We start from the raw sequence: 26,468 nt of genomic DNA, 5'->3' as shown, positions 1-26,468 counted from the left end.
TTTCCATCATTATTCTAGCCTAATTGGCTTGTTAAAACAAAGTAAGAATCACTTTGAAATGGATAGTTGAAAGTTTCGAGTATCAACATCATTATAACATTGATTGAGGGTGACTTTGGAAGATTTAACATTCAAAAGTTTATGGAGATTCAAAGGAATTGATCAATGACATTGTTGGTGGAATGAATAGTGGCATTTGAGATATTAAAAGAGCGGGACGCCATCTTCGATGAGATGGTCCCACTCTTACTAATAGGAATTATTAAAGTTGTTTCGGTTTATTGAGTATTTCGGACCAAATGATGCCGTTGACGACATCGTCTTTATGGAAAGCGAGTGACGATTGAGTTGACTGAGATTGACGTGAAGTGCGATTAAACAGTTGATTGAGTCTAACCTGTTTCGCACGTGTAGATAACGTAGAATCTGAAATGATAGCTTGCGCTTTTTTCTCAAGGCGTTCTAATCTTTGATCGCTTTCTCGATTAATTTGGTCTCTAATATCATCGATACGTGTAAACATATCACGTTGAAGTTCTGCACGCTTTTCCTCATCTCTATCAAGTTGACGTCGCTTTGTTTGTTCTGCTTGGCTTGGTTGTTCTTCTACGTGCGACGTCGTTTGCGTAACGGGTTGAGGTTGTTCATTATCCATTTTTTCAGGACGTGTTTGATTTTTATAACGTCTTCCGTTCGGTTGATAATCAGGTCTAGGGACTTTATTTGTGCGTTTAGAGGAGTCGTCATCTGAGAACTCTCTCTCTATCTCCCGCATGCTTTTCTTGATTTCACCGAAGAAGCCATCATCATTTTGAGTTTGCTTTTTCGGTTTAGAGGGGTCGCGCTCTTTATCACTGTTATCTATAACAGCTTTAATAATCGAAATTACTACAGATATTACAAAGATAATAATACCTATACTCATTTAATCACCCCTAGTTATTCTTCTGGTGATTCGTCATCTTCTTGATGTGTACGTTCGTTAATTGCATTTCTCATGCCTGTATCTGCTTCGATATTCTTCAGATTATAATAATCTTTCACACCGATATTTCCTGAACGTAAAGCTTCTGCCATAGCAAGTGGTACTTCTGCTTCGGCTTCAACAACTTTAGATCTCATTTCTTGAACTTTCGCTTTCATTTCTTGTTCTTGAGCGACAGCCATTGCGCGTCTTTCTTCCGCTTTCGCTTGAGCGATGTTCTTATCTGCGATGGCTTGTTCAGTTTGAAGGTCGGCACCGATGTTCTTGCTAATATCTACGTCGGCGATATCGATTGAAAGAATTTCGAATGCTGTACCTGAATCGAGACCTTTACTTAAGACAGTCTTAGAAATATTGTCTGGATTCTCTAACACTTGTGTATGAGAATCACTTGAACCTAGAGTTGAAACGATACCTTCACCAACACGAGCGATGATTGTTTCTTCTCCAGCACCACCGACTAAGCGAGAGATGTTAGCTCGAACAGTAATACGTGCTTTCGCTTTAACTTCGATACCGTTCATAGCTACACCAGCGATAAATGGTGTTTCAATGACTTTAGGGTTAACAGACATTTTAACTGCATCTAACACGTCACGTCCTGCAAGGTCGATTGCAGCCGCACGCTCAAATGGCAAGTTGATTTCTGCACGTTCTGCAGCGATGTTTGCATCTACAACGCGGTCAACATTACCACCTGCTAAATAGTGAGATTCGAGCTGTTCAATCTTCAAGTGTAAACCAGCTTTGTGCGCTTTAATCAACGGTTCGATGACTTTACGTGGTGATACACGTCTGAAGCGCATACCGATAAGTGTACCGATACTTACTTTAACACCAGCAGCTATAGCTGAAATCCATAGACCTACTGGTACGAATGAGAAGAAGATAAGTAATACGACAATAATAACTATTGCTATGATGATAAGGCCAAATAGTCCTGGCATAGTTGAAATTCCACTCCTTTTAAGATTCTAGTTCACGAACAACGACGCGCGTGCCTTCAACTTCAAGTACACGGACTTGTTTGTTACGTAGGATAAAAGCCCCGTCGGACACTGCATCAATACGTTCGTTATCAATTGAGATCATACCTGCCGGACGTAAATCCGTTAATGTCAGAGCAGTTTGACCTACTAAATGAGAACGGTCATCGTGGGATGTAAAGCCAGCTTCGGCACTAGTTGAGTCATTGAGTACTACATTCTGCAATAAAGGTATCGTGCGATGACACACCTTAACTAGAATGACCCACTCGATAATTGCGAGTATAAGCGCAACGACGACATTGCCTACCATATAAACTAAACTATTACCGAGAGTCACGATACTGAAAATAATTAAACCTATACCAATGATGCCGATCACAGCACCCACGACAAACAATTCAATTACGACAAGAATGACACCTAAGATAAATAAGATAATCGAAAGTAAGTTCACTTCGCCCTTCAGTAGGAACCCTAAGAAAAAGATTAATAAGACAATTGTGGATAATACTCCAATCACGTTGATGCGTTTAGAATAGATTTGGAATAAGAAACCACAGAAAATCAGACACGTAAGTATTAGGGTAATAATTGGATGAACGATGAAATTAGCAAGTTGACTTACCCAGCTGCCATCTCCCGTCATATCTGTCGCAAATAAACTATGTATATCTGAGACGGTATTCATGTTCTCACCTCGCTCTCAATTAGATTATACATGAAACGGAAGTCTGGTTATAGCGTTTTTAAGCGAAAGTTTAAAAAAGTCAATTTATAAAATATATGTATTAGAATTTATGATTTATTAACAAATTTAGACTGAATTTTAAGTGATCGTGAGGGTGGTTCGAGAGGTAGTAAAAGTTGGGTTGGATTTGCCCTTTTAGTGAGATATAACGCAACAAAAAAGCCCCAGCACAAAGGCTGAGGCAAGATTTATAATTAATGTTAATGTTGAGGGAGTCAACGAACAATTAATTATCTGAATTTGCGTTTACGTGCAGCTTCAGATTTCTTTTTACGTTTAACGCTTGGTTTTTCGTAAAATTCACGTTTACGCACTTCTTGGATTGTACCGCTCTTAGAAACTGAACGTTTGAAACGACGTAACGCATCTTCAAGTGATTCGTTTTTACGGACTACTGTTTTAGACATCTGTATTTCCCTCCCTCCAAATATCAACGAAACTTTAAATTCATCAATAGTCATTAACATATATTAACTTGCTATAGAGTAAACAAACCTTATATTCAAGAAATAACATTGGGTCGGTTTATTTATTCTAAGAAGTCACTATAAGGTGGTAAGACGCACCACTGACTATTTATTACACAGTATAATATATCTTATTAACGTGGTCAATTAGTAAAATTTACATTTTTTACAATCTATTGTTCATTAGACTGTCATCACATGTTCAGTTTGATTTGAAGCATGTTGTACAACGCGAAGTACTTCACCTTGGTTCATTGGATAGTCAGCTCGAGTAATCTTAACTTTCACGAGCTCTCCGATGAGTGAAGGATCAGCTTCAAATTGTACTTTCATGTAGTTATCTGCATAACCGATGAGCGTACCTGGCTGATCGCCTTCTTCTTCAGGAATCACTTCTAATACTTCTTGATCGAAATTAGAAGCGTAAGATTTGGCTAATTGGTCACTTAAGTTAATTAAGCGATGTACGCGTTCGTTTTTCACATTTTCATCTACTTGATCATCCATACGTGCTGCTGGTGTACCAATTCTAGGTGAATATGGGAAGACATGCAGTTCTGAAAAATGGTGATCAACGATAAAGTCGTAAGTTTGTTGGAACTCTTCTTCTGTTTCACCTGGGAAACCTACGATAACATCACTTGTTACAGCTAAACCTGGTAATACTTCATGTAATTTAGTTAAACGCTCAGAAAAATGTGCCATTGAGTATTTACGACGCATACGTTTAAGCACGCTGTCTGAGCCTGATTGTAACGGAATGTGTAAATGACGTACGACTTTATTTGAATGTGCAATTACGTCAATCACTTCATCCGTAAGTTGGCTTGCTTCAATAGATGAAATACGGATACGTTCTAAACCATCTACTGTTTCTAAATCACGTAATAATTGAGCCAAGTTATAATTTTTTAGGTCTTGACCGTAACCGCCTGTATGAATTCCAGTTAAGACAATTTCTTTATAACCAGAATCTACAAGTTGGCTCGCTTGTTCTACTACTTTTTCAGGATCTCTAGAACGCATTAAACCGCGTGCCCAAGGAATGATACAGAATGTGCAGAAGTTATTACACCCTTCTTGAATCTTAAGCGAAGCACGCGTACGGTCAGTGAAGTAAGGCACTTCAAGTTCTTCGTAAGTACGGTTCTTCATGATGTTACCTACGCCGTTAATCGGTTCGCGTTCTTTCTTATACTGCTCTATGTAGTCTAATAACTTCGCACGATCTTGTGTACCTACTACAACATCTACGCCAGGAATATCCATGATTTCAGCTGGAGAAGTTTGTGCGTAACAACCTGTGACACATACGACCGCCTCAGGATTTTGTCTAATCGCTCTTCGAATAATTTGTCTACTTTTCTTATCTCCTGTATTTGTCACTGTGCATGTGTTAATCACGAACACATCTGCGTTAGTGTTAAAATCAACTCTATCGTAATCTGCTTCTTTGAATAATTGCCATATCGCTTCTGTTTCATAATGATTCACTTTACAGCCTAAAGTGTGGAAAGCAACTGTGGACATTAATATCACCCCATTAATTCTTTTTGATAACTCACTGCACTGAGCACATAAAGTGGTGCAGTTTCTGCCCGTAATATGCGAGGTCCTAATCCGACCTGATATGCCACATGTTTAAATAATTGAATTTCTGCTTCAGACAAGCCGCCTTCTGGTCCGAAGATGACTAGCACTCGATCTTGGTTGTCCATCTGACTGATTACTCGCTTAAGCATGCTTGTTTCCCCACTTTTGGCAGCATCTTCATAAGCGATAAGTACATAGTCATATTGTTCTATAGTATCATATAATGCCTTTAAATTCGATACATAATCTATCGTTGGGATATTTAAGCGGTAACTCTGTTCCGCAGCTTCTTTAATTATTTTTTCCCAACGTTGAAGTTTTTTCTGCACTTTGCTCTCGGTCAGTTTGACTACAGAACGATCCATACGTGTAGCGATAAAGTGGCTTGCCCCAAGTTCAGTCGCTTTCTGTAAAAGCCATTCATATTTATCAGCTTTAATCAAGCCACTGCATATTGTGATTTCTTGAGGTAATTCAGTTTGAATATCAAGCTTTTTAGCTAAGCTCAATTCTATAACATCTTCAGCTATCTTGATAATCTCACATTGATAAACGTTCTGATCATTGAAATTAACAATAATATGCTGGCCTTCCTGATGGCGCATGACCGTCACGATATGGTGAATATCATTTGAATCTGTAATAAAAAAACGCTGATTTTCATCAGCGTTTTGGTCAATAAAGTATCTTTGCATGACTATTCGCTCACTTTCTGTCCTACGATACATACCCAGCCGTTGTCATGGGTAGTTGAAATGATTGAAAATCCAACACGCTTCATATGATTTACAATATCTTGTTCTTTTTCAGTTATAATACCTGAAGTAATAAAATATCTTTCTTCATTTAAAGTATTATAAGCATCTTCAATCATTTCATCAATAATGTGAGCTAAAATATTAGCAATAACGATGTCATAATGTCCATCTTCATTTGTTAATAAATTACTCGCTTCAGTTTCAATCGCTTGTAAGCAGTGGTTTTTCTCAAAGTTCTCTTCTGCGACTTGAACCGCCATATCATCCACGTCTATAGCTTTAATCTTTTTAACGCCAAGCAAGTAACTTGCAATGCTTAAGATACCTGAACCGGTACCGACATCAATTACAGAGTGATGAGGAGATACGTAGCGCTCAATCGCTTTTAAACACATACTCGTCGTTGGGTGATCTCCTGTACCGAATGCCATGCCTGGATCAAGTTCAATACATAATTCTTGATCATCTTTACGGTCGTATTCTTCCCAGCTAGGAACGATAGTAAAACGTTCCGAAGCTTTGAATGGATGGAAATAATTCTTCCATTCATTCGCCCAGTCTACTTCCTGAATTGTTTGAGTTTCGTAATGGTACAAAGATTGATTTAACGTTTGAAGCTGTGACACTTCAGATTTTAGCGTTTCTTCGAGTTGTGTGTTGTATTCGAGTTCGTTAAAGTAAGCTTTAACTCTAACACCTTGATCTGGATAGTCATTAGGGTCAAGTTCATAAATTTCACCAAAACGATCCCCGAATTCACCATTTAAATCACTTGAATCTTCTATAACTACGCCATTAGAACCGTGTCGCTCTAATATTTGTGTGACACTGTCCATTGCTTCATGATTCACTGTAATTGATATCTCGGTCCAGTCCATGATTTATTCTCCTTTAAAGAAGCGTTTCGCTCTATCTTTGAAATTAGTTGGTTGCTCTTCTACCTTCTCGCCACTCTCTTCAGCAAACTCTCTGAGTAATTCTTTCTGACGATCATTTAACTTAGTCGGTGTTTGTACATTGACATTAACGAATAAATCGCCGTAACCAAAGCCATGTACATTTTTCACACCTTTATCTTTCATTCTGAACTGCTTACCTGTTTGCGTTCCAGCTGGAATAGTAAGCATGACTTTGCTTTTGAGTGTAGGCACTTTGATTTCGTCACCTAGTGCTGCTTGAGTAAATGTAATGTTGAGATTGTAGAAGATGTCGTCGCCCTCACGTTCAAACGTTTGAGAAGGTTTCACTCGGAAGACGATAAATAAGTCACCTTGTGGCCCGCCGTTTTCACCTGGCGCACCTTCACCGGCAAGTCGAATTTGTTGTTCATTATCGACACCTTCAGGAATTTTAACATTGATCTTAACGTTTTTATTTTCAGTACCTTTACCATGACAAGTTTGACATTTCTCTTCAAACTCTTGGCCAGAACCATTACATACTGGGCAGACTTTCTCGCTTCTTACACGACCGAGGATCGTATTCTGTTCAACTGACACATGACCTGCCCCATTACAGTAATGACAAGTTTTCTTCTTAGTTCCTGGTTTGGCACCTTCACCATGACAAGTGTGACAAGTCACATCTTTGCGAATTGAAATTTCTTTCTCAGCACCAAATACAGCTTCGTCGAAAGTAATTGTCATATTGTATTGTAAGTCGTCACCTTTACGTGGTGCATTCGGATCACGTTGACGACCACCGCCGAAGAATGAGCTGAAGATATCTTCGAAGCCGCCGCCAAAGCCACCAAAGTCTTGGCCGCCACCGAATCCTTGACTGCCAAAGCCACCTTGAGGGCCATCGTGACCGAATTGGTCATAATTTGCACGTTTATTCTCATCGCTTAGAACTTCATAGGCTTCAGAAATCTCTTTAAACTTCTCATCTGCGCCTTCTTCTTGGTTAATATCAGGATGATACTTTTTAGATAGTTTACGATAAGCCTTTTTGATTTCGTCTTTAGAAGCATCTTTGCTGACACCTAAGACCTCATAATAATCTCTTTTGGCCAATTGATCTCTCTCCTTTAACGATATTTTCTTGATTAAAAAGGAAAAAGTCAAAGCCAATGTTCAATTGACTTTGACTTATGTTGGCTAAGCAATTGTTTCACATATTTGATTGTGATGCATTATTTTTGTTGATTATCGTCGTCGTTAACTTCTTTGAAATCAGCATCTTCTACATTGCTATCTTGTGAACCTGCTTCTTGACCTTGTTGTCCTTGTTGAGCTTGCGCTTGTTCTTGTGCTTGTTGATAAACTTTAGCTGATAAATCTTGAACAACTTTTTCTAGTTCTTCTTTCTTAGATTTAATATCTTCTAAGTCTTCGCCTTCAAGCGCTGATTTAAGCGCATCTTTTTTCTCTTCAGCGTTAGATTTGTCTTCTTCGCTGATGTTGTCGCCTAAGTCAGAGATTGTTTTTTCAACTTGGAATACGAGGCTATCTGCTTCGTTACGTAAATCACTTTCTTCACGGCGTTTTTCGTCAGCTTCAGCATTTTCTTCAGCATCTTTAACCATGCGGTCGATTTCTTCATCAGATAATGAAGAGCTAGATTGGATAGTGATGTTTTGTTCTTTGTTAGTACCTAAGTCTTTAGCAGTTACGTTAACGATACCGTTTTTATCAATATCGAATGTTACTTCGATTTGAGGTACACCACGTGGAGCTGGTGGAATATCAGTTAATTGGAAACGACCAAGCGTTTTGTTGTCTGATGCCATTGGACGTTCACCTTGTAATACGTGGATGTCAACGGCTGGTTGGTTATCTGCTGCTGTTGAATAAACTTGTGATTTAGATGTTGGGATAGTAGTGTTACGTTCGATTAACGTATTCATACGGCCACCCATGATTTCGATACCTAATGAAAGTGGTGTTACGTCAAGAAGTACAACGTCTTTAACATCACCTGTTAAGACACCACCTTGGATAGCTGCACCCATAGCTACAACTTCGTCTGGGTTAACACCTTTATGAGGGTCTTTACCAATTTCTTTCTTAACAGCTTCTTGAACTGCAGGAATACGAGTTGAACCACCAACTAAGATAACTTCGTCGATTTCACTGTTTGAAAGACCAGCGTCTTTAAGTGCTTGACGAGTAGGATCCATAGTTTTTTGTACAAGTGAATCAGCAAGTTCTTCGAATTTAGAACGAGTTAAGTTGATTTCTAAGTGTAATGGACCACTTTCTCCTGCTGAGATGAATGGTAATGAAATTTGAGTTTGAGATACACCTGATAAGTCTTTTTTAGCTTTTTCTGCAGCGTCTTTAAGACGTTGTAAAGCCATTTTATCTTTTGATAAGTCGATACCATTTTCTTTCTTGAATTCTTCTACGAGGTAGTCGATGATAACTTGGTCAAAGTCGTCACCACCAAGTTTGTTGTCACCTGCTGTAGCAAGTACTTCAAATACACCGTCACCTAATTCAAGGATAGAAACGTCGAATGTACCGCCACCAAGGTCGAATACAAGTACTTTTTGATCTTGTTCAGTTTTGTCTAAACCGTAAGCTAAAGCAGCTGCTGTTGGTTCGTTGATAATACGTTCAACTTCTAAACCAGCGATTTTACCAGCGTCTTTAGTTGCTTGACGTTCACCATCGTTGAAATATGCTGGAACAGTGATAACTGCTTTTTCTACTTTTTCACCTAAGTAGTCTTCAGCAGTTTTTTTCAAGTTTTGAAGAATCATTGCTGATAATTCTTGAGGTGTGTATGATTTACCTTCGATGTCTACTTTATAGTCAGTACCCATGTGACGTTTGATAGATTGAACAGTGTTAGGGTTAGTGATTGCTTGACGTTTAGCAACTTCACCTACTTGAGTTTCTCCATTTTTGAATGAAACTACTGATGGTGTTGTTCTCGCACCTTCTGGGTTTTGAATTACTTTTGGTTCGTCACCTTCTAAAATAGCTACACAAGAGTTTGTTGTACCTAAGTCAATACCTATTACTTTACTCATAAAGAAATTCCTCCTATATCGTAATCAGTTAGTGTTGTGATTTATTTACTTATTATTGATTTACTTTAACCATTGAAGGTCGAAGTACACGGTCTTTCAATTTATACCCTGTTTGTAGTTCTTGAGTGATTTGACCTGATTCATAATCAGGGTTATCATCTTGCATTACTGCTTGATGATAGTTAGGGTCAAATTGTTCACCGTCTGTTTTGATAACTTCGAGTCCGTTATCTTCCAGTGCTTTTAGCAAGCTTTCGTGAACCATTTTAACGCCTTTTTGAAGTGATTGAAACTGTTCATCTTCACCTTCGATTTGCAATGCGCGTTCGATGTTGTCAATCGTAGGTAAGATGTCAGTAAGTACACTTTGTGATTGATATTTTTTCATCGTTTGATTTTCTTTTTGTAAGCGGCGTTTATAATTTTCGAATTCCGCGTACAATCTTAAATATTTGTCTTCATTTTCTTTAACTTGTTCTTTTAATTGTTGAATCTCTTCATCTTTAGGATCAACATTTTCTTCCTCATCAGCAGTTGTTTCTTCATCTGATGTCGTTTGTGAAGATGATTCATTTTGAGCGTCAGAATTAACATCAGTTTGTTCAGTTGATGCTTGCTCTTCTGAAGTTTCTTGTTCTACATCTTGAGATTGAACTTCTTCTTGAGCATCAGTTTGACTGTTGACTGATTCATTTTTTTCTGCCATTGTCTGCCCTCCAATTGTCACGTCTTACCAAATTGCATTTAGCAACTGGATAACGTTTTGATATCGCATTGCAATTGGTCCGATAATTGCAATTTGTCCACGTAAATTATCATCGATATGATAATCACTTGTAATGATGGAAATGTCGCTTAAATGATCGTCAATCTCATCCCCTATCTTAACGTTAATCGGTGCATCAGACATCGAATCTAATAACTGCGTAATCTTATGTGATTCAATGTACTGTAAGATAGGTTGGATTGATGATACATTCTGTTCGTTTAACGCATCAATTAGTTTAACCTTTCCACCGGTAAAAATGCCATTACTTTGTTCATCAATATGCACTTCCAAAGATGAGACGAGGTTTTTAATAAAATCTCTCTCAGTTGGAGAATTAGTGAACATATTGATTTCACTATCAAAACGAACATCTCGTTGATGTTTGAATTGCGCACTGACGAAATTTGCTATCTTTGTGAGTGTTTCGTTAGTCAACGGAGCTTGTGATGCAAGATGCAAATGTTCGACATGGCCTGAAGTGAAAACGACAATCATAATGACAAGAAATGCATTTGCTCGAACCAAATGAATGTCATTAATTACATCTTGTTTATGATCTGGTCTCATTACCAACGTTGTGTATTGTGACGCTTTAGAAATTTCATCCGCGAATTCACTGAGTGCAGACGAAATATTGTAATGATTGGAAGCCATTAGCGTTTTCAAACGTTGGGTCTTACTTTGTTGTTGATGAGATGCTTGATCCAATAGATAATCTACATGATGTCTGAAACCTTGAACTGAAGGCGTTCTTCCTGAAGACGTGTGTGTCTTCTCGATAAGGTCAAACTCTTCTAAAGCTTTCATCTCATTGCGGATCGTTGCTGGACTAACATCGAGTTGATGTCGTTCAATCAACGTCTTTGAACCTATTGGATGTCCTAAATCAACATAATCTTCAACAATTGCATTCAGTATGCTTAATTGTCTCTCAGTTATCATGTTTTCACCTCATTAGCACTCTTTTGTTTCAAGTGCTAATTATAATTTATCAAATTGGTCAAAGTAAGTCAATGTTAAAGCACGTTTTTTTGAAAAAATTTTTGAGAAAGTTTATACGCTGAGTAAAAATGCTTCAAATACTTCATTGCCAATCACTTTGCCTCTTTTAGTTAGTGAAATATATCCATCGTTGATTTCAATAAGACCATCTGAAACAAGTTGATTTAATGTTTGACCATAGATTTGATCAATAGATTGATCAAATTTTTCTTCAAAGCGTTTGATACTTACACCCTTGTTCATTCGTAAACCTAAGAACATCTCTTCTTCCATTTGTTCTTGAATCGTAGGTCGAGTTGAGTGTAGCACGGGTCGTTCCCCCGCTTGAATCTTTTTAATGTAATGATTGACAGGATTAACATTGGTATAACGCTCACCATCAACATAACCACTGGCACCAGCGCCGAAACCGTAGTATCCCTCGTTTTTCCAATATACTTTATTATGTTCAGATTCATGTCCTTTTTTAGCAAAGTTAGAGATCTCATATTGATGGAAACTGGTTTGATTCAGCCGTTCTATTAAATACGTATACATTTCTTCCCCAACATCTTCTGAAGGTAACTTGAGCTTTCCTTTACGATACATATTATAGAATTGCGTTTGTGGTTCTAATATGAGACCGTAACTGGAAATATGATCAATGTTTAGTGAAAGTGCAATATCTAAACTTTCTTTGAAATCATCTAAACTTTGCTGTGGTAAATGATACATTAAATCTAAACTTATCGATTCAATGCCGACTTGACGCGCGTTATCTATAGCTTGATAAATATCTTCTGGCGCGTGTGTACGACCGAGTAATTCCAGAAGTTGTGGATTAAAAGTTTGAACACCCATTGATAAACGGTTTACACCATATTTTTTGAGCAGACGAACTTTGTTCAGCGTTAACTCATCAGGGTTGGCTTCGAAGCTAAATTCATCTTCAATAGTGAACAATGACGTGATGGCTTGAAGTAATCTTTCTAGCTGTGCTTCAGATAAAGCGGTTGGCGTTCCACCACCCACAAATAATGTTTTAAGCTGACGTACTTCACTTGTCTTCATTTCCTTAATTAAACAACTGAGATATTCATCCACGGGCTGATTCTGTATAAAATATTTATTGAAATCACAGTAAGTACAAATACGTACACAGAACGGTATATGAATATAGGCACTTTGAACTTTCATGCTAACCCTCACTTTTTCTTGAAAAACGAAAGGTGAACTCCATGAAATGTCTGGAATTCACCCTTGCCTTTACGAGTATATATTATTCGTCGTCCATCTTAAGGACTGCTAAGAATGCGTCTTGTGGTATTTCTACGTTCCCCACTGCTTTCATTTTAGCTTTACCAGCTTTTTGTTTTTCTAACAGCTTACGTTTACGGCTAATGTCCCCGCCGTAACATTTAGATAGAACGTTTTTACCCATTGATTTAATGTTCGTACGAGCAACGATTTTTTGACCAATTGCTGCTTGTACTGGCACTTCGAATTGTTGACGAGGTATTAATGTTTTCAGCTTTTCAACTAAAGCTTTACCTCTTTCGTAAGCAAAGTCACGATGTACGATAAAGCTCAATGCATCGATTTTGTCACCATTAAGTAAAATGTCCATCTTAACGAGATTACTTTCCTTATTATCGATGAATTCGTAATCAAATGATGCGTAGCCTTTCGTTTGAGACTTCAATTGATCAAAGAAGTCGAATACTACTTCAGCTAATGGAATTTCATAGATGATGTTAACACGAATATCATCTAAGTAATCCATATTAATAAACTGACCACGTTTGCGTTGACAGAGCTCCATCACAGGACCTACGTAATCATTAGGAACCATCATTGTAGCTCTAACGAATGGTTCATAGACAGCTTCAATTTGATCACGCTCTGGCATTTGTGCAGGATTGTCTACAGACACCTCTTCGCCCGTTTTCAAAATACATTGGTAGATAACTGAAGGCGCTGTTGCAATCAATCCGATGCCGAATTCTCTTTCAATACGTTCTTGAATAATTTCCATGTGGAGCATTCCAAGGAAACCTGTACGATAACCAAAACCTAACGCTTGGGATGACTCAGGTTCAAACTCAAGTGATGAATCGTTAAGTTGAAGTTTTTCCAGTGCTTCACGTAAATCATTGTAGTCTTTGTTGTCGATTGGGAATAATCCACAGAAGACCATAGGATTCATCTTTTTATAACCTTTTAATGGCTCTGGAGCTGGTTGGTTCGCGTGAGTAATCGTATCACCTACACGTGAGTCATCGACATTTTTAATATTTGCGATAATGTAACCTACATCCCCAACAGTGAGTTCTTCAACCGGTAAATCTTTAGGCGTATTAATTCCAACTTCAGTTACCTCAAACTCTTTACCTGTCGCCATCATCTTAATACGGTCACCAGCTTTAACGACACCTTCCATTACACGGATAGCTGAAATTACACCGCGATATGAATCATATTCAGAGTCGAAGATGAGCGCTTTAAGAGGCGCTTGAGGATCGCCTTCAGGTGGTGGTACCATTTCGACGACTTGTTCTAGAATTTCTTCGATGCCGATATTAGATTTGGCACTAGCGAGCACTACATCATCTTGATCTAAACCTATAACATCTTCTAACTCTTGTTTCACTCGTTCAGGTTCAGCTGCTGGCAAGTCAATCTTATTAACAACAGGTAGCAGTTCCAAATCATTATCTAAGGCGAGGTAAACGTTAGCTAAGGTTTGGGCCTCGATACCTTGTGCTGCATCGACGACAAGAATCGCACCTTCACATGCTGCCAGTGAACGTGAGACTTCATAAGTGAAATCGACGTGTCCTGGTGTGTCGATTAAATGGAATGTATATGTATTGCCATCTTTAGCATCATATTTTAAACGCACAGCATTCAATTTAATTGTGATACCGCGTTCTCTTTCAAGATCCATTGAATCGAGTAATTGATCTTGCATTTCGCGTGATTCAACTGACTTTGTATTCTCTAATATACGGTCAGCTAAAGTTGATTTACCGTGGTCAATATGCGCAATAATAGAAAAGTTTCGTATATATTTTCGACGATTTAATCGTTCTTGATTATCCATGTCATATCCTTCTCGCTTTCATATTACCCTGATTATTAAACATCTTTGTCATAGTAACGTTTTTAACCTTTAATTGCAAGAGTTCTAAGCCGATAGTGTTAAGTCTCAGAACATACTTTGTGTTCATACATTTAAAGTTGAAGTTAAATTAAAGGCGGATACCTGTAACCTCATCTTAAACCTATTATCTATTTATTAAAGAGTTACATGGGTTAAGATTATTCCTCGGTTGTGATAAATCGCTATTTCACAGTTCTTCCTCTTTACGTTACCATGCTACATCTATTATTATATAAATTATGCAGAGACTTTCCAATCACTTATGATACAGTTATAATGTTATGTATCTGTATTAAATAAATGATTGCAGAATGAGAACTGTTTTGATAAAATATTTCTTGTTGTAATCAAAAATTATTTTGATATGGTAGCCTAATCTAGGAGGTGACAGATATGCCAAATATTAAATCTGCAGTTAAACGTGTGAGAAAAACTGAAGAAGTTGAACACCGTAACATTTCACAGAAAAACGCTATGCGTACAGCTGTGAAACGTGCTAAAACAGCTATCGAAACAAATGCTAGTGAGAAAGATGAATTAGTGAGCTTCGCACTTAAAAAAGTCGACAAAGCAGCTCAACGTAATTTAATTCACTCAAATAAAGCGGACAGAATTAAATCAAAATTAATGTCTGCTAGCAAATAATTATTACTTAATTAGAGGCCAAGGCTCAATGAGTCTTAGCCTCTTTTTATGTGTGATTTTAAAATTGCTAGAGAGACAGAATAAACAGTTCTAAAATGAGCTGTTTGTCCATATAAGAAGATTTCAGTTTATAATCTGTTTCAGCACAGTTATTAATAATATTTAAAAGTTGATGCAACTGATAGTAGCGCGCTTGTTGTAAAGCGAGCTTCACTCGATAAGGATGCACGTTCACTGTCTTTGCGATTTGTTGTCCGCTATACCCTTTCTCATTGAGTATCTTACTTTGGTAGAACAATCGATAATTACTCGTTATGAGTGCAAGCAATTTAATAGGCTCCTCTTTCATAGCTATCAAATCTCTCACTAGATGAATCGCTTTGTCTTTATTGCCTTTTTGTATATAGTCGGTGAGTAAAAAGACATTCTGTTCCAAACTACGGTTTACGATATCATGTACATCTTGACGATTAATCGTTGGACGGTCCCCCAAGAATAACTGTAATTTTTCAAACTCTTGTTTAATAATGTTGTAATTAATACCTGTCAATTCAATAAATAAGTTCAACGCATCTTCCTTGATATCTTTGTAGTTCTCATGTAAATAACTTTTGATCCAGTTTTTCATTTCTTTCTCAGACATCTGCTCTATTTTAATCAAGTTGGCTTGTTTCTTGAGCGTTTTTACTAATTTCTTCCGCTCATCTAATTTATTGTGATTGACTTCAAATATGAGTAACGTCGAACCATCATATTTACTTAAAAACTCAATGAGCCCCTCAATATTTGGATTAACGTCTTTTGGTGCTTTCTCACCTGTAAAGACGAATGCATTTTGCACTATCACGACTTTTTTATCTGAAAAGAAAGGCATAGTCAATGTTTCTTCAATAATTTGATTCAGTGAGTCTTCGTACATATTGTATCTAATATAGTTAAAGTCATCCTTAGGCTCATCTAAATATTCTTCAACCAGCTCGTTCGCTTTCTTCTCAATGAGTTCAGGAACTTCACCATAAATTGTATATATCATGTCACTCATAGTGTATTAGCTTCCTTTCTAAATCAACATCGCTTATTTATTATAGCATGTATTACGACGTTATTCCGACGATTTTAAAGGCTCATATATTTTCCATGGCTTTAGCATACTCTCAATAGAAGTTTCCAAATCAAGGGTGATTTCACCATTCTCGACCGTGGTCAGTATTGCTGATTGGTTATCGTTCAATCTTTCTTCTACTTCTTTGTTTGGTAAATGATAGCGATTATTTTTACCGGCTGAAATGAGACTCACACGGGGATGAATCGCATCGATAAATGCCTGACTGGAACTCGTCTTACTACCGTGATGTCCTACTTTCAGAATATCAATTGGTGGTAATTGATATTGTTGCAATAAGGTCTCTTCATTTCTCACTGTGGCATCTCCCATGAAGAGTAAATGTTTATCTCGGAATTGCATTAAAGTAATGATACAGTGTTCGTTTAAATCATCACTCGTATCATGCGTCGCATCTAATAATTGGAGTTGATATTCATCAAAAGTGAGTTGTGGCATTTGACGAAAATCTATGACGTTACCTTTCCACTGACTTAAACGTTCGGTAAGATGTGTGAGCTGTTGTGGTGTATAACTATGAGGGTTCAGGATAAGATGTTTCACTTTAATTTGTGTGAGTAAATAGTCCAATTCTCCCATATGATCCGCATGCGGGTGAGTAATAATTAAATAGTCTATACTCGTAATATTTCTCTTTTTAAAAGTTGGAAGAATATGATACTTACTAATTTGATGTTTATCGACTTCTCCTGGACGAAGATGTTTGCCTCCTGTATCAATCATCAAAGTCTGTCCCTTTTTACTTTCAACTAAAAAAGCATCTCCTTGTCCTACATTGAGCATGGTCAAACGATTAACATGATGAGCCGGGAAAAATTGCAGAATTAAAAATAAGCCTATACAAACTATAAGTGCAGTTATAAACCGCCGAGCTACAAAGAAGTATAATATACTTAATAAAACAAGTAACAATAATGTCAGCAACATTTCATTTAACTGGGGAATAAACCATTTAAAATGATTGAGTTGTAAAATCCAACGTACGATATAATCATGAATATTAAACATCATATTAATGAAATAATCTAGTGTATTTATAGGTATCTTTAAATGTAACCAAGCAAAGTAAAATATTGCTAGAGGAAATAAAACAATTGAATAAAATGGTACAAAAATGAGATTAGCAAATAGCCCTATCCATTGTACTTCGTTAAAATGAATGGCACTAATGAGAAAGGAACCGAGTTGAGCTATAAATGTCATGTAAAGCAAACTTTTAATGACTGAAGTTTCGTCTAACAGTGGTTGTGACAATAAGATAAAAAGTGTGATTAAGTAAGAAAATTGAAATCCAATATCGAATAAAAAATGTGGAAAAATAAGCGTTAATAAAATAAATGAGGCGCCTACGATATCTAAAGCATGATGGTAAAAGCGCGATGGAATCAGAATGACTAACATAACTGTAAAAATGGATCTGAGTGCGCTAGGCGCTAAATCAGTATAAAGACCGTAAACTGGTAACAAAAACAATAAAGTGAGTTTAATATAGAACAATGGAACGTTTAGTCTTAGAAGTAACGCATACGTAATCGAACATATAATCGCAATATGAGAGCCACTTACTGCAATGAGATGATAAATACCTAAATTTTTTACTTCTGAGACTTCTTGTTCACTTAAATAACTCGTATCTCCGGACACGAGCGCAATTATACGACCTGGATGTTCTAGATGAGTATGAGAAATTTGATGATAGATAAAGTTTTTATGTCGTTCAATCAAACTGAGAGAAGCTTTCGAATTTGCTTGGCAACTGTTTAAATTAATATCTTTGATAAAGAAATACTGCGGACTATATGGAGAATCACTTAAATACTTTAGCTCCCCTTTGACTTCACATTGAGTTCCGGGAGCTAAGGGAGGTATATTGTTTGGTTGTCGTAAAAAATAATGATAAGAATATGAATTATCATTTATGGAGACGTGGCCGCGAAGTGATGATCCATTATGCATCGCTTGATCGGTGAAAGTAGCACGACCTTGCAGTTCAGGATGTAACAACTGCGCACTATATGCTTGTTGGTGGCGCAAATCTTGATAATGGAAATAATATCCACTGACCCATGGCAATATGAGGCAGCCTACTGTAATTAATTTGCTAACGCGCTTGCGATACATTATAACTATTAAAGTTAACAACAAACATACAGCCATGTAACGGTGGTAAAGAAAGAGAATACCTATTAAGTAAGCGAGTGTTAAGTAAAACATCTTAGTCCATTAAATACTGCGCGACATTCTCTTTATCGAAAGGAATTTTCTTATATTCAATATGAGATTGATTGAGCAGTCTGAGAGCGTAGTCATGGTTATGATAATCTTCTGCGTAATAAATCTTCTTGATTCCGGCTTGAATAATTGACTTTGTGCAATTTAGGCAAGGAAAGTGAGTGACATAAATAGTTGCCCCTTCTGTTGATACACCTTGTTTAGCACATTGAAGCAAAGCATTCATCTCTGCATGAATCGTACGTATACAATGACCATCTTCTATAAGACAGCCTTCATCGATACAGTGTACTTCACCAGCAACTGAACCATTATACCCTCCTGCAATAATGCGATTGTCTTTCACTATTGTTGCGCCTACTGAGAGACGTGTACAAGTTGAACGCAAAGCAAGTAGATGGCTTTGTGCCATAAAGTACTCTTCCCATTGTAATCGTTTCATCTTTGATCCTCCGTGTTCTATTCTTGATTTAATACTTCTAGGTTAAGTCTTACAGCGTTAGAATGCAATAGATTTTAAACTGTGAGATAGTCCTTTAATTTATCGAAGGTCTTCTCGCCGATACCATTCACTTCCTTGATCTTCTCTACAGAATCAAAGGCACCGTTTGTGTCTCTATATTCAATAATCAATTTCGCTTTAGAAGGTCCTATTCCAGGTATTGATTGCAAATCACTTTCCGTGGCTGTATTAATATTGACTTGTTTATCCACAGATGTATTACTACTCGCTGAACCTGTCGTCGCACTAGTTGAGGCGGTTGTTCCTGGTGACGCGCCACTAGTACCAGCTGCTTGTTCCCCTTTCTTTGGAATGACGATGAGCTTTTGATCAGTAAGCCTTTCTGCTAAGTTAATTTGAGTTAAATCGGCTTGAGAGGTCGGTTGTGCTTTATCTAATAGCTGCTTGAGTCGATCTGTAGACATCATGCGATAAATATTAGGATGCTTTACTGCGCCTTTAATATCAACGTAAATTTCTTCAACCTTAGTATTTGATGTATTGCTAGCCCCAGAACTTGAAGCTCCATTCGTGGTTCCGTTATTCCTTCCTTGTGCATCTGTCGCTTTAAAGGCTTGTTCTTGTAACGTTGCATCCTCAGCCTTCAAGTCATTACTTTGGCCTATATGAGACACAAAGTAAAAAGCGAGTACGCATAAAGCGACACATGCGATGATGACATAAATCTTGTATTTCATCACTAGAGCTTTAATTTGAGTTAAATCCCAAGACATAAAAAATCACTCCTTTACTATATACACGTAGTTCGGAGTGATTTTACTTTATTTTTTTGCGATAAAGAATAAACGATTGCCTTTAGCGTCGCATGCGTCATACTCAAAGTCAGTAAACGTATTAATAACAATGAAACCTTGCTCTTGAAGCATTTTAAGATAAGTGTCTTGGGTATAGGTTCTCTGATAATGTGATTCGTTAATGCGATGATACGTGTGATCTTCATTCTGAACGAAAAAGGTTAAGTCATGCCATACACTGAGGGGTTCCTCGCCTCTTACAGCTTCCCAAGCGAGAAATACTTGATCTGTTTCATCGATATAACATTGATTGTTGAACCAAGTTTGCATTTTATGCTCAGTATGGACATCGAAAATGAGCAAACCACTTGGAGCGAGATGTTGATAAACACTTTCGAAAGTTTGCTTAACCTCTTCTTCAGAAGCTAAATAATTTAAGGAATCACACAGAATAGTTACGATGTCAAACTGTAGACCGAGATCAAAATCAGTCATATCGCCTTCAACCCATTGAACATTCGATGACTTCTGCTCAGCTAGGGTAAGCATATCAATACTTAAATCCATACCAAACACTGTATCAAAACCACGTAATAGAGTAGTAAGATTACCAGTTCCGCAGCCTATATCTAACAGTGTTTGTCGATGCTCTCGATAATGTTCTATAATGTCTCGCCATGACGTGTAAGGTTGGTCACGTGTGAGACTATCATAGAACTGACTTAATTCGTGATATTGTACCATATTTAATAAACTGCCTGATTGTAATTTTTAAGTGGTGCATCTTGATATAATTTCTCAAGATTGTAGTAGTTACGTTCGTCTTTATGAAAGACATGGATGACTACATCCGCCAAGTCTATGAGGATCCAACGCCCTTCGTTGAAACCTTCCATTCGTTTAACATCTAATCCTTGCTCGTGCGCAGTTTCTTTCACTGAACGTGCAATGGCCTGAACTTGGCGTTCGTTATTCCCGTGACAGACGACGAAATAGTCCGTCATATCACTAATACCTTGCATATCAAGTGAAATAATATCTTCTGCTTTCTTATTCTCAGTTGCTTCTATCACAATATTTAATAACTCGCTTGATTTCATTTAATCATCCTTTACTCTTTCATCACTATAGTTATAATAATTTAAACATTCGATTGTTGTATTAAAAACGGTAATGTCATTGCTAATTAAATAAAGTACAGTTCGCTTAGAAATTTCATAAATTGTATGATCTAAGCTACCTTGATTGTATGCCATATCTCGGATTTCTTCAACGCCTGGTATTTGACGTTCAGGCTCGATATAATCAGCAATAAAGACTATCTTTTCAGTTTTAGTCATCTGAGCACGACCTGTTGTATGGTAAGCGATAGCTGTTAGAATCTCATCGTCTGTTATATCATATTCTGATTTCATCAGTGCAGCACACACTGGGCCATGTAAGATCTCTCCTCCAAAGCTCAAGAGATTCGGATCTAAATCATGCTGTCTTACAATTTGGTACATATAACCTAAATCATCATATTTACAATAGTCATGTAAGATGCCGGCCATCTCTGCTTTATCGACATCACCTTCGTAAATACGTGCTAATTTCACAGCAGTATCTGCCACACGTAATGAGTGTTGATAGCGTTTATCAGGTAATTTCTTTTTAATTAATTCAATCGCTTCTGATTTATTCATACAAGTTCTCCTCTGCAATATATTGTTGAATGAGTGGTGGTACGAGGACCTGAATATTGTGTCGTTCTTGTATGCGCTGACGAATCATAGTTGAACTAATATCTAAGCGTGGTATCGTGACACTCACCGTTGAGGGATCAACTTCTTGTTGTGATGTTCCTCGATTCACGACGACAAATGTCACTAAAGATTTTAAATCTTCTATATGATACCACTTATCGAGTTGCTCATATTGGTCAGTGCCAATCACAAAGTATATCTTGCTATCTGGATAGGATTCACGAAGCGTACATATCGTATCGTAGGTGTAACTTTGACCTTTTCTTTCTAAATCCAAATAGCAAATTTCTCCAAAACCTAACGTTTCAATCGCTAAGTTCACCATAGCCACACGATGCTTTGAGTCTAAGGCATCTTTGTGTGACTTCAACGGTGACATATAGCTTGGCAAGAAGAAGAAACGTTCGGGCTTAAGTGTGTGATAAACTTCACTCGCCACCATGAGATGAGCAGTGTGTATTGGGTTAAATTGACCGCCATAGAGGACGATTGATTCAGCTTGATGTGTCATTATGAGGGTAAGTGAATCTGTTTATTCTCTGAAGACGCTTTATACAAGACGATCATTGACCCTATAACTTGAACGAGCTCACTTTCAGTCAACTCACTTAAATTGGCTGCTAATTCTTTCTTATCCTCGAAGTTATTTTGTAAAATGTGAACTTTAATGAGCTCTCTTTTTTCTAAGATATCTTTTAACTGCTCTACCATATTCTCATTAATTCCAGCCTTGCCAATTTGGAATGTCGGTTCAATATTATGCGCTAAGCTACGTAAATAGCGTTTCTGCTTTCCTGTTAACATAACTACTCTCCTTCTAAATGTTTAATGACAGTTTGTTTCATAGCTTCTGTATTAGGTGTTTCACCCGTCCATATTCTAAAGCTTTCGGCACCTTGATTGATAAACATGTCTAATCCATTATAAATTTCGTTTCCGTTTTCTTCTGCTTGGAGTAAAAATGCTGTCTTGCTTGGTGTGTAAATGATGTCGCTTACTAATGTGCGCTCATCGAGTTGATCTAATGAAATAACAACATCTCTATTACTACTCATACCCGCTGGCGTCGTATTAATAATGATATCAAATTCACTTAAGTGTGCTTCTGCTTGTTGTAAAGTGAGTTTATTGACATCTAAGTTCCAATTATCAAAACGCTGCATCGTACGGTTAGCAACAGATAGTTTAGGTTTAACAACGTGATTTAGTACATTAGCAATGCCTTTGCTGGCACCACCTGCTCCGAGTATTAATATATAAGCATTACCTAAGTCCGGGTATACCGACTGTAAGCCTTTAACGTAGCCGATGCCATCGGTGTTGTAACCAATCCATTGACCATCCACAATTTTAACTGTATTAACTGCTCCTAAATCGTGAGCTTGTACGTCAATGTCATCGAGATATGGGAGAATGCGTTCTTTATGTGGGATAGTAATGTTAAAGCCATCTAAATTTCTTGAAGAAATAATTTCCTTAATATCGTCAAACTGTTCCGGCGGTATATCGAGCGCCTCATACGTATCATCACGTCCTAAAGCACTGAAGTTCGCTTCGTGCATGACGGGTGATAACGAATGCGCAATAGGATGACCTATGACAGCGAATTTCATAATTGCTCCCCCTTACATTATAGATTTACGTAATACAACATCAACGTCTTTAGGAACGTGAACCACTACTTTAGCGCCTGCTTCAATGGTGATAAAACCTAATCCTGAAATCATCACGTCACGTTTCTCTTTACCCGTTTCTAAACGTACACGCTTAACTTGTGATAAATCGAAATGAGACGCAGAAGTCGGTGGTGTAAGCATTTCGCCTAAGTGGTTGTGCCACAAGTCATCTGCTTTCTCTGTCTTCGTACGATGAATGTTGAGTTCGTTTGAGAAGTAGCAGACGAGTGAACGGCGGCCGCCGCTAACATAATCGATTCGAGCGAGCCCTCCGAAGAATAACGTTTGTCCTTCGTTTAACTGATAGACACGTTGTTTGATTTCATTCTTAGGAATAATCGTCTTCAACTCTTCAGGTGTCACATAGTGTGTCATCTGATGGTCTTGGATAATTCCTGGAGTATCGTACATAAATGATGTTTCATCTAAAGGAATATCAATCATATCCAAAGTCGTACCTGGGAAGCGGGAAGTTGTAACGACGTCTTTCTCGCCCACACTTTGCTCAATTAAGCGATTAATTAATGTAGACTTACCTACATTCGTCGTACCTACAATATAGACATCTTCATTGCGACGAACTTTATTGATAGCCTCAATTAAATCTTGAATACCTTTATTGTGTTGGGCAGAGAGTAGTACGACTGCTTCAGCGTCTAAGCCATACTTACGGGCTGTGCGACGTAACCAGTCTCTTACTCTGTTTTTATTAATTTGTTTAGGTAAAAGGTCAACTTTATTCGCTGCAAGAATAATCTTCTTATTACCGACGATACGTTTCACTGCGTTAATAAACGAACCTTCAAAGTCAAAGACATCGACTACATTGACGACGATACCTTTTTTATCTGCAAGCGTATTTAGTAAGTTAAGAAAATCTTCGCTGTCCATACCGACATCTTGCACTTCGTTGTAATGTTTAAGACGGAAACATCTCTTACATACGACATCATCTCGGAATAAATTATGTTCAGGTACATAGCCTGGTGTCTTAGGATCTTCAGATTGAAGCGGCGCACCGCAACCTATACATCTTAGTACTTCTGTTTCACTCAATCACGATTCCTCCCATTTGATATAACCTTTACGTCTAAAGTGATTTAATAAACGACGTTCAATCATGCGATTTAATTTCGTTATCCAGCCATCTGTTTGTTTAACGGGTACGACCATAATCGTATAAAGACCTCGATTATTTCCACCAAAGACATCTGTCATCATTTGGTCGCCAATAACGACAGTCTCACTAGGCTGAAGCCCCATGCGTTGAATTGCTTTCTTAAATGCTTTGCCCATTGGTTTCTTGGCTTTGAAAATGTAATCGACATCTAGCGATTTAGAAAAGCTTCCTACTCGTTGTTTATTGTTATTTGAGACAATGGTTACAGTAATACCCAAGAATTGTAATTGTTGGAACCATTGTCTCACTTCTGGTGTAGGATCTGCTTCATCCCAGCCTACTAATGTATTATCTAAATCTGTAATAATTCCTTTAACGCCACTTTGGGATAACTGTGCTAAATCAATTTGATGGATAGATTGCACGTATGCATTTGGCATAAAGTATTTTTTAATCAAACCCATAGTTAGTCACCTTTTTGCCCTATTTTATTCACTAAATTCTCTACAACTTGACTTGAAGATTGTGCAGCTTTTTTCAGAAATGCTTCAAAGGATAATTCAGCTTCTCCATTAGCTAAATCTGAAATGGCACGTGTAATAATAAACGGTACGTTAAACTGGTAACAAGTTTGTGCAATCGCTGTCGCTTCCATCTCAACCGCGAGAGCATCTGGGAATGCAACGCGTATCGTTTCTCTCTGTGTATTCGTACCGATAAAGCTATCTCCACTTACGATGAGCCCTTTTTGAGCCGTTAATGATTGCGCTTCAATCGCTTCAGTCGTTAGCTCTAATAGTTCTGCATCAGCTGCGTATTGTGCTGGCATTTGAGGAATTTGACCGAGCTCATATCCGAAAGCTTGTGCATCTGCATCATGATAAGCCACGCTTTCGCTCACGACCACGTCTCCTACATTTAATTCACCATCAAGTGCACCCGCTGATCCTGTATTAATGATGACATCGGGCTTAAATTCGTGGATTAATAGTGTGGTAGAAATGGCTACGTTAACTTTACCAATGCCACTTTGCGTTAACACTACTTCATGACCGTTGAGTTGCCCACGATAGAACTTGACATGAGCAATATGTATTTCATCTAATTGAGTTAATTGATCTTTAAGTATCGCTACTTCTTCTTCCATAGCGCCAATAATACCTATCATGATTTGTCACCTCGTTGATATATTTAATGCTTTAGTTATTTTACCATAACTTCGAACATTCCTCGATCATGCGAGGTCATTTCTTCAACGTAAAAACACCTGCACAGATGAATATAATCACTCTAAGTCCGCGCAGGTGTTTATAACAAACTCTCTATTTATCTCACCGACTTTATATTGTTTAAAGTCGTATTATTCATCGTCATCGGATTTATTATCGAAGTTACGTCCTTCTAAGCCGGCTAACTCTTCTTTAGAAGCAGCAGGTGCTTTCATTTCGAATATTTGATCTACTACTGTGTAGTCATAATAACCTAAACGTGCAATCGGACGAATAGATGGGATATCGATCTTACCTTCGTCAGTGATGAAACGATCATCAATATGCACGTGCGCGACACGGCCAATAACGATATCGACGGTTGAAACTGGATCGCCAGTTGGAATACGTATTGTTTGTACATATTCACACTCGAAATGGATAGGACTTTCTTTAACGCGATAACCTGGTGCTTCAATACATTCTTCTTTCGTTACACCAGCGTAATCGAATTCGTCTACGTCATAATCGAGTGCTTTCGCTGAAAGATTGACTGCTTCTCTTAAATCATATGTTGCCATGTTCCAAACGAACCAACCTGTTTCTTCGATGTTCTTCACAGTATCTTTACGTTCATGGTCACCCAATACAGATTGGTTAGCTGCGAACATAACCATAGGAGGATCCCATGTTAAATTCTGATATTGACTGTAGGGAGCTAAATTATCTTTGCCATCTTTAGATGTTGTGGATAACCAGCCTATAGGTCACGGTACAGTGCTACTTTTAAATGGATCATGTGGAAGTCCGTGACTTCTTGTTCCTTGTTTTGGTGAATATTGCATTTTTTATACCTCCTTGTTGTTGTTCTATACCCTTGTTAACTAACTTCGATTCATAATAAATACTTATACATTTATTATTGCACGTAATCAACTTAATCTTTTTAAAAGAATAAAACGTGCAAACTTTAAGAAAATTTGTATTCGTATTAATGTTAAGAATAAATAGTTTGTTATCAATTTGTGAA

General features: G+C 37.6%; 27 protein-coding genes and 1 pseudogene. 1 reads left to right on the top strand and 27 read right to left on the bottom strand.

What is annotated here, in order from left to right:
• Window positions 1–262 precede the first annotated feature (262 nt).
• From HMPREF2802_RS00755 to lepA, 13 genes are all read right to left on the bottom strand, one after another.
• The gene (locus HMPREF2802_RS00755; protein ID WP_049410296.1) at window positions 263–925 is read right to left on the bottom strand and encodes a hypothetical protein; all 663 of its coding nucleotides are present in this window, start codon (window positions 923–925) and stop codon (window positions 263–265) included.
• A gap of 14 nt (window positions 926–939) precedes the next feature.
• Window positions 940–1,932 carry a flotillin-like protein FloA gene (gene floA, locus HMPREF2802_RS00750; protein ID WP_002471037.1) on the bottom strand — a complete coding sequence of 331 codons (993 nt, stop codon included), beginning with the start codon at window positions 1,930–1,932 and terminating at the stop codon, window positions 940–942.
• Window positions 1,933–1,951: 19 nt separating this feature from the next.
• Window positions 1,952–2,662 (bottom strand): NfeD family protein, encoded by a 711-nt coding sequence (locus tag HMPREF2802_RS00745; RefSeq protein WP_070502454.1) that lies wholly within the window; start codon window positions 2,660–2,662, stop codon window positions 1,952–1,954.
• Window positions 2,663–2,952: 290 nt separating this feature from the next.
• The gene (rpsU, locus tag HMPREF2802_RS00740; RefSeq protein ID WP_002471046.1) at window positions 2,953–3,129 is read right to left on the bottom strand and encodes a 30S ribosomal protein S21; all 177 of its coding nucleotides are present in this window, start codon (window positions 3,127–3,129) and stop codon (window positions 2,953–2,955) included.
• Between the two features lie 243 nt (window positions 3,130–3,372).
• Complete coding sequence (gene mtaB, locus HMPREF2802_RS00735; RefSeq protein ID WP_070502453.1) at window positions 3,373–4,719, bottom strand: tRNA (N(6)-L-threonylcarbamoyladenosine(37)-C(2))-methylthiotransferase MtaB; 1,347 nt, start codon at window positions 4,717–4,719, stop codon at window positions 3,373–3,375.
• A gap of 5 nt (window positions 4,720–4,724) precedes the next feature.
• Window positions 4,725–5,477, bottom strand: coding sequence for a 16S rRNA (uracil(1498)-N(3))-methyltransferase (locus HMPREF2802_RS00730; RefSeq protein WP_070502452.1), 753 nt, complete (start codon window positions 5,475–5,477; stop codon window positions 4,725–4,727).
• A 2-nt stretch (window positions 5,478–5,479) separates the two neighbouring features.
• Complete coding sequence (prmA, locus tag HMPREF2802_RS00725) at window positions 5,480–6,418, bottom strand: 50S ribosomal protein L11 methyltransferase (RefSeq protein ID WP_070502451.1); 939 nt, start codon at window positions 6,416–6,418, stop codon at window positions 5,480–5,482.
• Window positions 6,419–6,421: 3 nt separating this feature from the next.
• Window positions 6,422–7,555, bottom strand: a complete 1,134-nt coding sequence (gene dnaJ, locus HMPREF2802_RS00720; RefSeq protein WP_070502450.1) for a molecular chaperone DnaJ — start codon at window positions 7,553–7,555, stop codon at window positions 6,422–6,424.
• A gap of 119 nt (window positions 7,556–7,674) precedes the next feature.
• A complete protein-coding gene (gene dnaK / locus HMPREF2802_RS00715) occupies window positions 7,675–9,519 on the bottom strand; it encodes a molecular chaperone DnaK (RefSeq protein ID WP_070502449.1) in 1,845 nt (614 codons plus the stop codon).
• Between the two features lie 52 nt (window positions 9,520–9,571).
• A complete protein-coding gene (grpE, locus tag HMPREF2802_RS00710; RefSeq protein WP_070502448.1) occupies window positions 9,572–10,225 on the bottom strand; it encodes a nucleotide exchange factor GrpE in 654 nt (217 codons plus the stop codon).
• 24 nt (window positions 10,226–10,249) lie between these two features.
• On the bottom strand, window positions 10,250–11,230 hold the full coding sequence (gene hrcA, locus HMPREF2802_RS00705; protein WP_002471081.1) for a heat-inducible transcriptional repressor HrcA: 981 nt from the start codon (window positions 11,228–11,230) through the stop codon (window positions 10,250–10,252).
• Window positions 11,231–11,341: 111 nt separating this feature from the next.
• Window positions 11,342–12,466, bottom strand: a complete 1,125-nt coding sequence (gene hemW / locus HMPREF2802_RS00700; RefSeq protein WP_070502447.1) for a radical SAM family heme chaperone HemW — start codon at window positions 12,464–12,466, stop codon at window positions 11,342–11,344.
• An 82-nt stretch (window positions 12,467–12,548) separates the two neighbouring features.
• Entirely contained in the window at window positions 12,549–14,372 is a 1,824-nt protein-coding gene (gene lepA, locus HMPREF2802_RS00695; RefSeq protein WP_002471033.1) for a translation elongation factor 4, read from the bottom strand.
• Between the two features lie 453 nt (window positions 14,373–14,825).
• Between lepA and rpsT the strand changes: the two genes are divergently transcribed.
• Window positions 14,826–15,077: a 30S ribosomal protein S20 gene (rpsT, locus tag HMPREF2802_RS00690; protein ID WP_049405621.1), complete on the top strand. Its 252-nt coding sequence runs from the start codon at window positions 14,826–14,828 to the stop codon at window positions 15,075–15,077.
• A 67-nt stretch (window positions 15,078–15,144) separates the two neighbouring features.
• On the opposite strand, the gene holA is transcribed toward rpsT, so the two are convergent.
• From holA to HMPREF2802_RS00620, 14 genes and pseudogenes are all read right to left on the bottom strand, one after another.
• Window positions 15,145–16,119 (bottom strand): DNA polymerase III subunit delta, encoded by a 975-nt coding sequence (gene holA / locus HMPREF2802_RS00685; RefSeq protein ID WP_070502446.1) that lies wholly within the window; start codon window positions 16,117–16,119, stop codon window positions 15,145–15,147.
• Between the two features lie 60 nt (window positions 16,120–16,179).
• Window positions 16,180–18,273 carry a DNA internalization-related competence protein ComEC/Rec2 gene (locus tag HMPREF2802_RS00680; protein ID WP_218085166.1) on the bottom strand — a complete coding sequence of 698 codons (2,094 nt, stop codon included), beginning with the start codon at window positions 18,271–18,273 and terminating at the stop codon, window positions 16,180–16,182.
• Between the two features lie 142 nt (window positions 18,274–18,415).
• Window positions 18,416–18,874, bottom strand: coding sequence for a ComE operon protein 2 (locus HMPREF2802_RS00675; protein WP_070502445.1), 459 nt, complete (start codon window positions 18,872–18,874; stop codon window positions 18,416–18,418).
• Window positions 18,875–18,948: 74 nt separating this feature from the next.
• On the bottom strand, window positions 18,949–19,668 hold the full coding sequence (locus HMPREF2802_RS00670; protein WP_070502444.1) for a helix-hairpin-helix domain-containing protein: 720 nt from the start codon (window positions 19,666–19,668) through the stop codon (window positions 18,949–18,951).
• 48 nt (window positions 19,669–19,716) lie between these two features.
• Window positions 19,717–20,433, bottom strand: coding sequence for a class I SAM-dependent DNA methyltransferase (locus tag HMPREF2802_RS00665; RefSeq protein ID WP_070502443.1), 717 nt, complete (start codon window positions 20,431–20,433; stop codon window positions 19,717–19,719).
• 2 nt (window positions 20,434–20,435) lie between these two features.
• Window positions 20,436–20,789: a ribosome silencing factor gene (gene rsfS, locus HMPREF2802_RS00660; RefSeq protein WP_070502442.1), complete on the bottom strand. Its 354-nt coding sequence runs from the start codon at window positions 20,787–20,789 to the stop codon at window positions 20,436–20,438.
• Window positions 20,790–21,374, bottom strand: a complete 585-nt coding sequence (gene yqeK / locus HMPREF2802_RS00655) for a bis(5'-nucleosyl)-tetraphosphatase (symmetrical) YqeK (protein ID WP_070502441.1) — start codon at window positions 21,372–21,374, stop codon at window positions 20,790–20,792.
• The gene (locus HMPREF2802_RS00650; RefSeq protein WP_070502440.1) at window positions 21,367–21,945 is read right to left on the bottom strand and encodes a nicotinate-nucleotide adenylyltransferase; all 579 of its coding nucleotides are present in this window, start codon (window positions 21,943–21,945) and stop codon (window positions 21,367–21,369) included. The genes yqeK and HMPREF2802_RS00650 overlap by 8 nt, the downstream gene beginning before the upstream one ends.
• Window positions 21,945–22,238, bottom strand: a complete 294-nt coding sequence (gene yhbY / locus HMPREF2802_RS00645; protein ID WP_002471069.1) for a ribosome assembly RNA-binding protein YhbY — start codon at window positions 22,236–22,238, stop codon at window positions 21,945–21,947. The genes HMPREF2802_RS00650 and yhbY overlap by 1 nt, the downstream gene beginning before the upstream one ends.
• Window positions 22,239–22,240: 2 nt before the next feature.
• The gene (gene aroE / locus HMPREF2802_RS00640; RefSeq protein ID WP_070502439.1) at window positions 22,241–23,047 is read right to left on the bottom strand and encodes a shikimate dehydrogenase; all 807 of its coding nucleotides are present in this window, start codon (window positions 23,045–23,047) and stop codon (window positions 22,241–22,243) included.
• Window positions 23,048–23,059: 12 nt separating this feature from the next.
• The gene (yqeH, locus tag HMPREF2802_RS00635) at window positions 23,060–24,166 is read right to left on the bottom strand and encodes a ribosome biogenesis GTPase YqeH (RefSeq protein ID WP_070502438.1); all 1,107 of its coding nucleotides are present in this window, start codon (window positions 24,164–24,166) and stop codon (window positions 23,060–23,062) included.
• Window positions 24,167–24,694 (bottom strand): YqeG family HAD IIIA-type phosphatase, encoded by a 528-nt coding sequence (locus HMPREF2802_RS00630; RefSeq protein ID WP_070502437.1) that lies wholly within the window; start codon window positions 24,692–24,694, stop codon window positions 24,167–24,169. It lies immediately after the preceding gene.
• Between the two features lie 2 nt (window positions 24,695–24,696).
• Window positions 24,697–25,398 (bottom strand): 5'-methylthioadenosine/S-adenosylhomocysteine nucleosidase, encoded by a 702-nt coding sequence (gene mtnN / locus HMPREF2802_RS00625; RefSeq protein ID WP_070502436.1) that lies wholly within the window; start codon window positions 25,396–25,398, stop codon window positions 24,697–24,699.
• A gap of 192 nt (window positions 25,399–25,590) precedes the next feature.
• Window positions 25,591–26,283: pseudogene (locus HMPREF2802_RS00620) on the bottom strand (flavin reductase family protein).
• Window positions 26,284–26,468 lie beyond the last annotated feature (185 nt).

The sequence above is a fragment of the Staphylococcus sp. HMSC071G07 genome (assembly GCF_001811435.1).
Taxonomy (GTDB): domain Bacteria; phylum Bacillota; class Bacilli; order Staphylococcales; family Staphylococcaceae; genus Staphylococcus; species Staphylococcus pettenkoferi.
Note: the sequence above shows the minus strand (reverse complement) of the source record. Positions and strands in the feature narration are given on the sequence as shown.

What these genes read in the sequence shown, in the direction of transcription:
- grpE (WP_070502448.1), bottom strand. Translation starts at nt 10,225, where the DNA reads ATGGCAGAAAAAAATGAATCAGTCAACAGTCAAACTGATGCTCAAGAA.
- yqeK (WP_070502441.1), bottom strand. Translation starts at nt 21,374, where the DNA reads ATGAATAAATCAGAAGCGATTGAATTAATTAAAAAGAAATTACCTGAT.
- rpsT (WP_049405621.1), top strand. Translation starts at nt 14,826, where the DNA reads ATGCCAAATATTAAATCTGCAGTTAAACGTGTGAGAAAAACTGAAGAA.
- HMPREF2802_RS00755 (WP_049410296.1), bottom strand. Translation starts at nt 925, where the DNA reads ATGAGTATAGGTATTATTATCTTTGTAATATCTGTAGTAATTTCGATT.
- dnaK (WP_070502449.1), bottom strand. Translation starts at nt 9,519, where the DNA reads ATGAGTAAAGTAATAGGTATTGACTTAGGTACAACAAACTCTTGTGTA.
- HMPREF2802_RS00630 (WP_070502437.1), bottom strand. Translation starts at nt 24,694, where the DNA reads ATGGGTTTGATTAAAAAATACTTTATGCCAAATGCATACGTGCAATCT.
- hrcA (WP_002471081.1), bottom strand. Translation starts at nt 11,230, where the DNA reads ATGATAACTGAGAGACAATTAAGCATACTGAATGCAATTGTTGAAGAT.
- rsfS (WP_070502442.1), bottom strand. Translation starts at nt 20,789, where the DNA reads ATGAAATCAAGCGAGTTATTAAATATTGTGATAGAAGCAACTGAGAAT.
- mtnN (WP_070502436.1), bottom strand. Translation starts at nt 25,398, where the DNA reads ATGATAGGTATTATTGGCGCTATGGAAGAAGAAGTAGCGATACTTAAA.
- HMPREF2802_RS00650 (WP_070502440.1), bottom strand. Translation starts at nt 21,945, where the DNA reads ATGACACATCAAGCTGAATCAATCGTCCTCTATGGCGGTCAATTTAAC.
- floA (WP_002471037.1), bottom strand. Translation starts at nt 1,932, where the DNA reads ATGCCAGGACTATTTGGCCTTATCATCATAGCAATAGTTATTATTGTC.
- HMPREF2802_RS00675 (WP_070502445.1), bottom strand. Translation starts at nt 18,874, where the DNA reads ATGAAACGATTACAATGGGAAGAGTACTTTATGGCACAAAGCCATCTA.
- HMPREF2802_RS00745 (WP_070502454.1), bottom strand. Translation starts at nt 2,662, where the DNA reads ATGAATACCGTCTCAGATATACATAGTTTATTTGCGACAGATATGACG.
- aroE (WP_070502439.1), bottom strand. Translation starts at nt 23,047, where the DNA reads ATGAAATTCGCTGTCATAGGTCATCCTATTGCGCATTCGTTATCACCC.
- HMPREF2802_RS00670 (WP_070502444.1), bottom strand. Translation starts at nt 19,668, where the DNA reads ATGTCTTGGGATTTAACTCAAATTAAAGCTCTAGTGATGAAATACAAG.
- hemW (WP_070502447.1), bottom strand. Translation starts at nt 12,466, where the DNA reads ATGAAAGTTCAAAGTGCCTATATTCATATACCGTTCTGTGTACGTATT.
- rpsU (WP_002471046.1), bottom strand. Translation starts at nt 3,129, where the DNA reads ATGTCTAAAACAGTAGTCCGTAAAAACGAATCACTTGAAGATGCGTTA.
- HMPREF2802_RS00665 (WP_070502443.1), bottom strand. Translation starts at nt 20,433, where the DNA reads ATGGTACAATATCACGAATTAAGTCAGTTCTATGATAGTCTCACACGT.
- holA (WP_070502446.1), bottom strand. Translation starts at nt 16,119, where the DNA reads ATGAGTGACATGATATATACAATTTATGGTGAAGTTCCTGAACTCATT.
- yhbY (WP_002471069.1), bottom strand. Translation starts at nt 22,238, where the DNA reads ATGTTAACAGGAAAGCAGAAACGCTATTTACGTAGCTTAGCGCATAAT.
- lepA (WP_002471033.1), bottom strand. Translation starts at nt 14,372, where the DNA reads ATGGATAATCAAGAACGATTAAATCGTCGAAAATATATACGAAACTTT.
- prmA (WP_070502451.1), bottom strand. Translation starts at nt 6,418, where the DNA reads ATGGACTGGACCGAGATATCAATTACAGTGAATCATGAAGCAATGGAC.
- HMPREF2802_RS00730 (WP_070502452.1), bottom strand. Translation starts at nt 5,477, where the DNA reads ATGCAAAGATACTTTATTGACCAAAACGCTGATGAAAATCAGCGTTTT.
- mtaB (WP_070502453.1), bottom strand. Translation starts at nt 4,719, where the DNA reads ATGTCCACAGTTGCTTTCCACACTTTAGGCTGTAAAGTGAATCATTAT.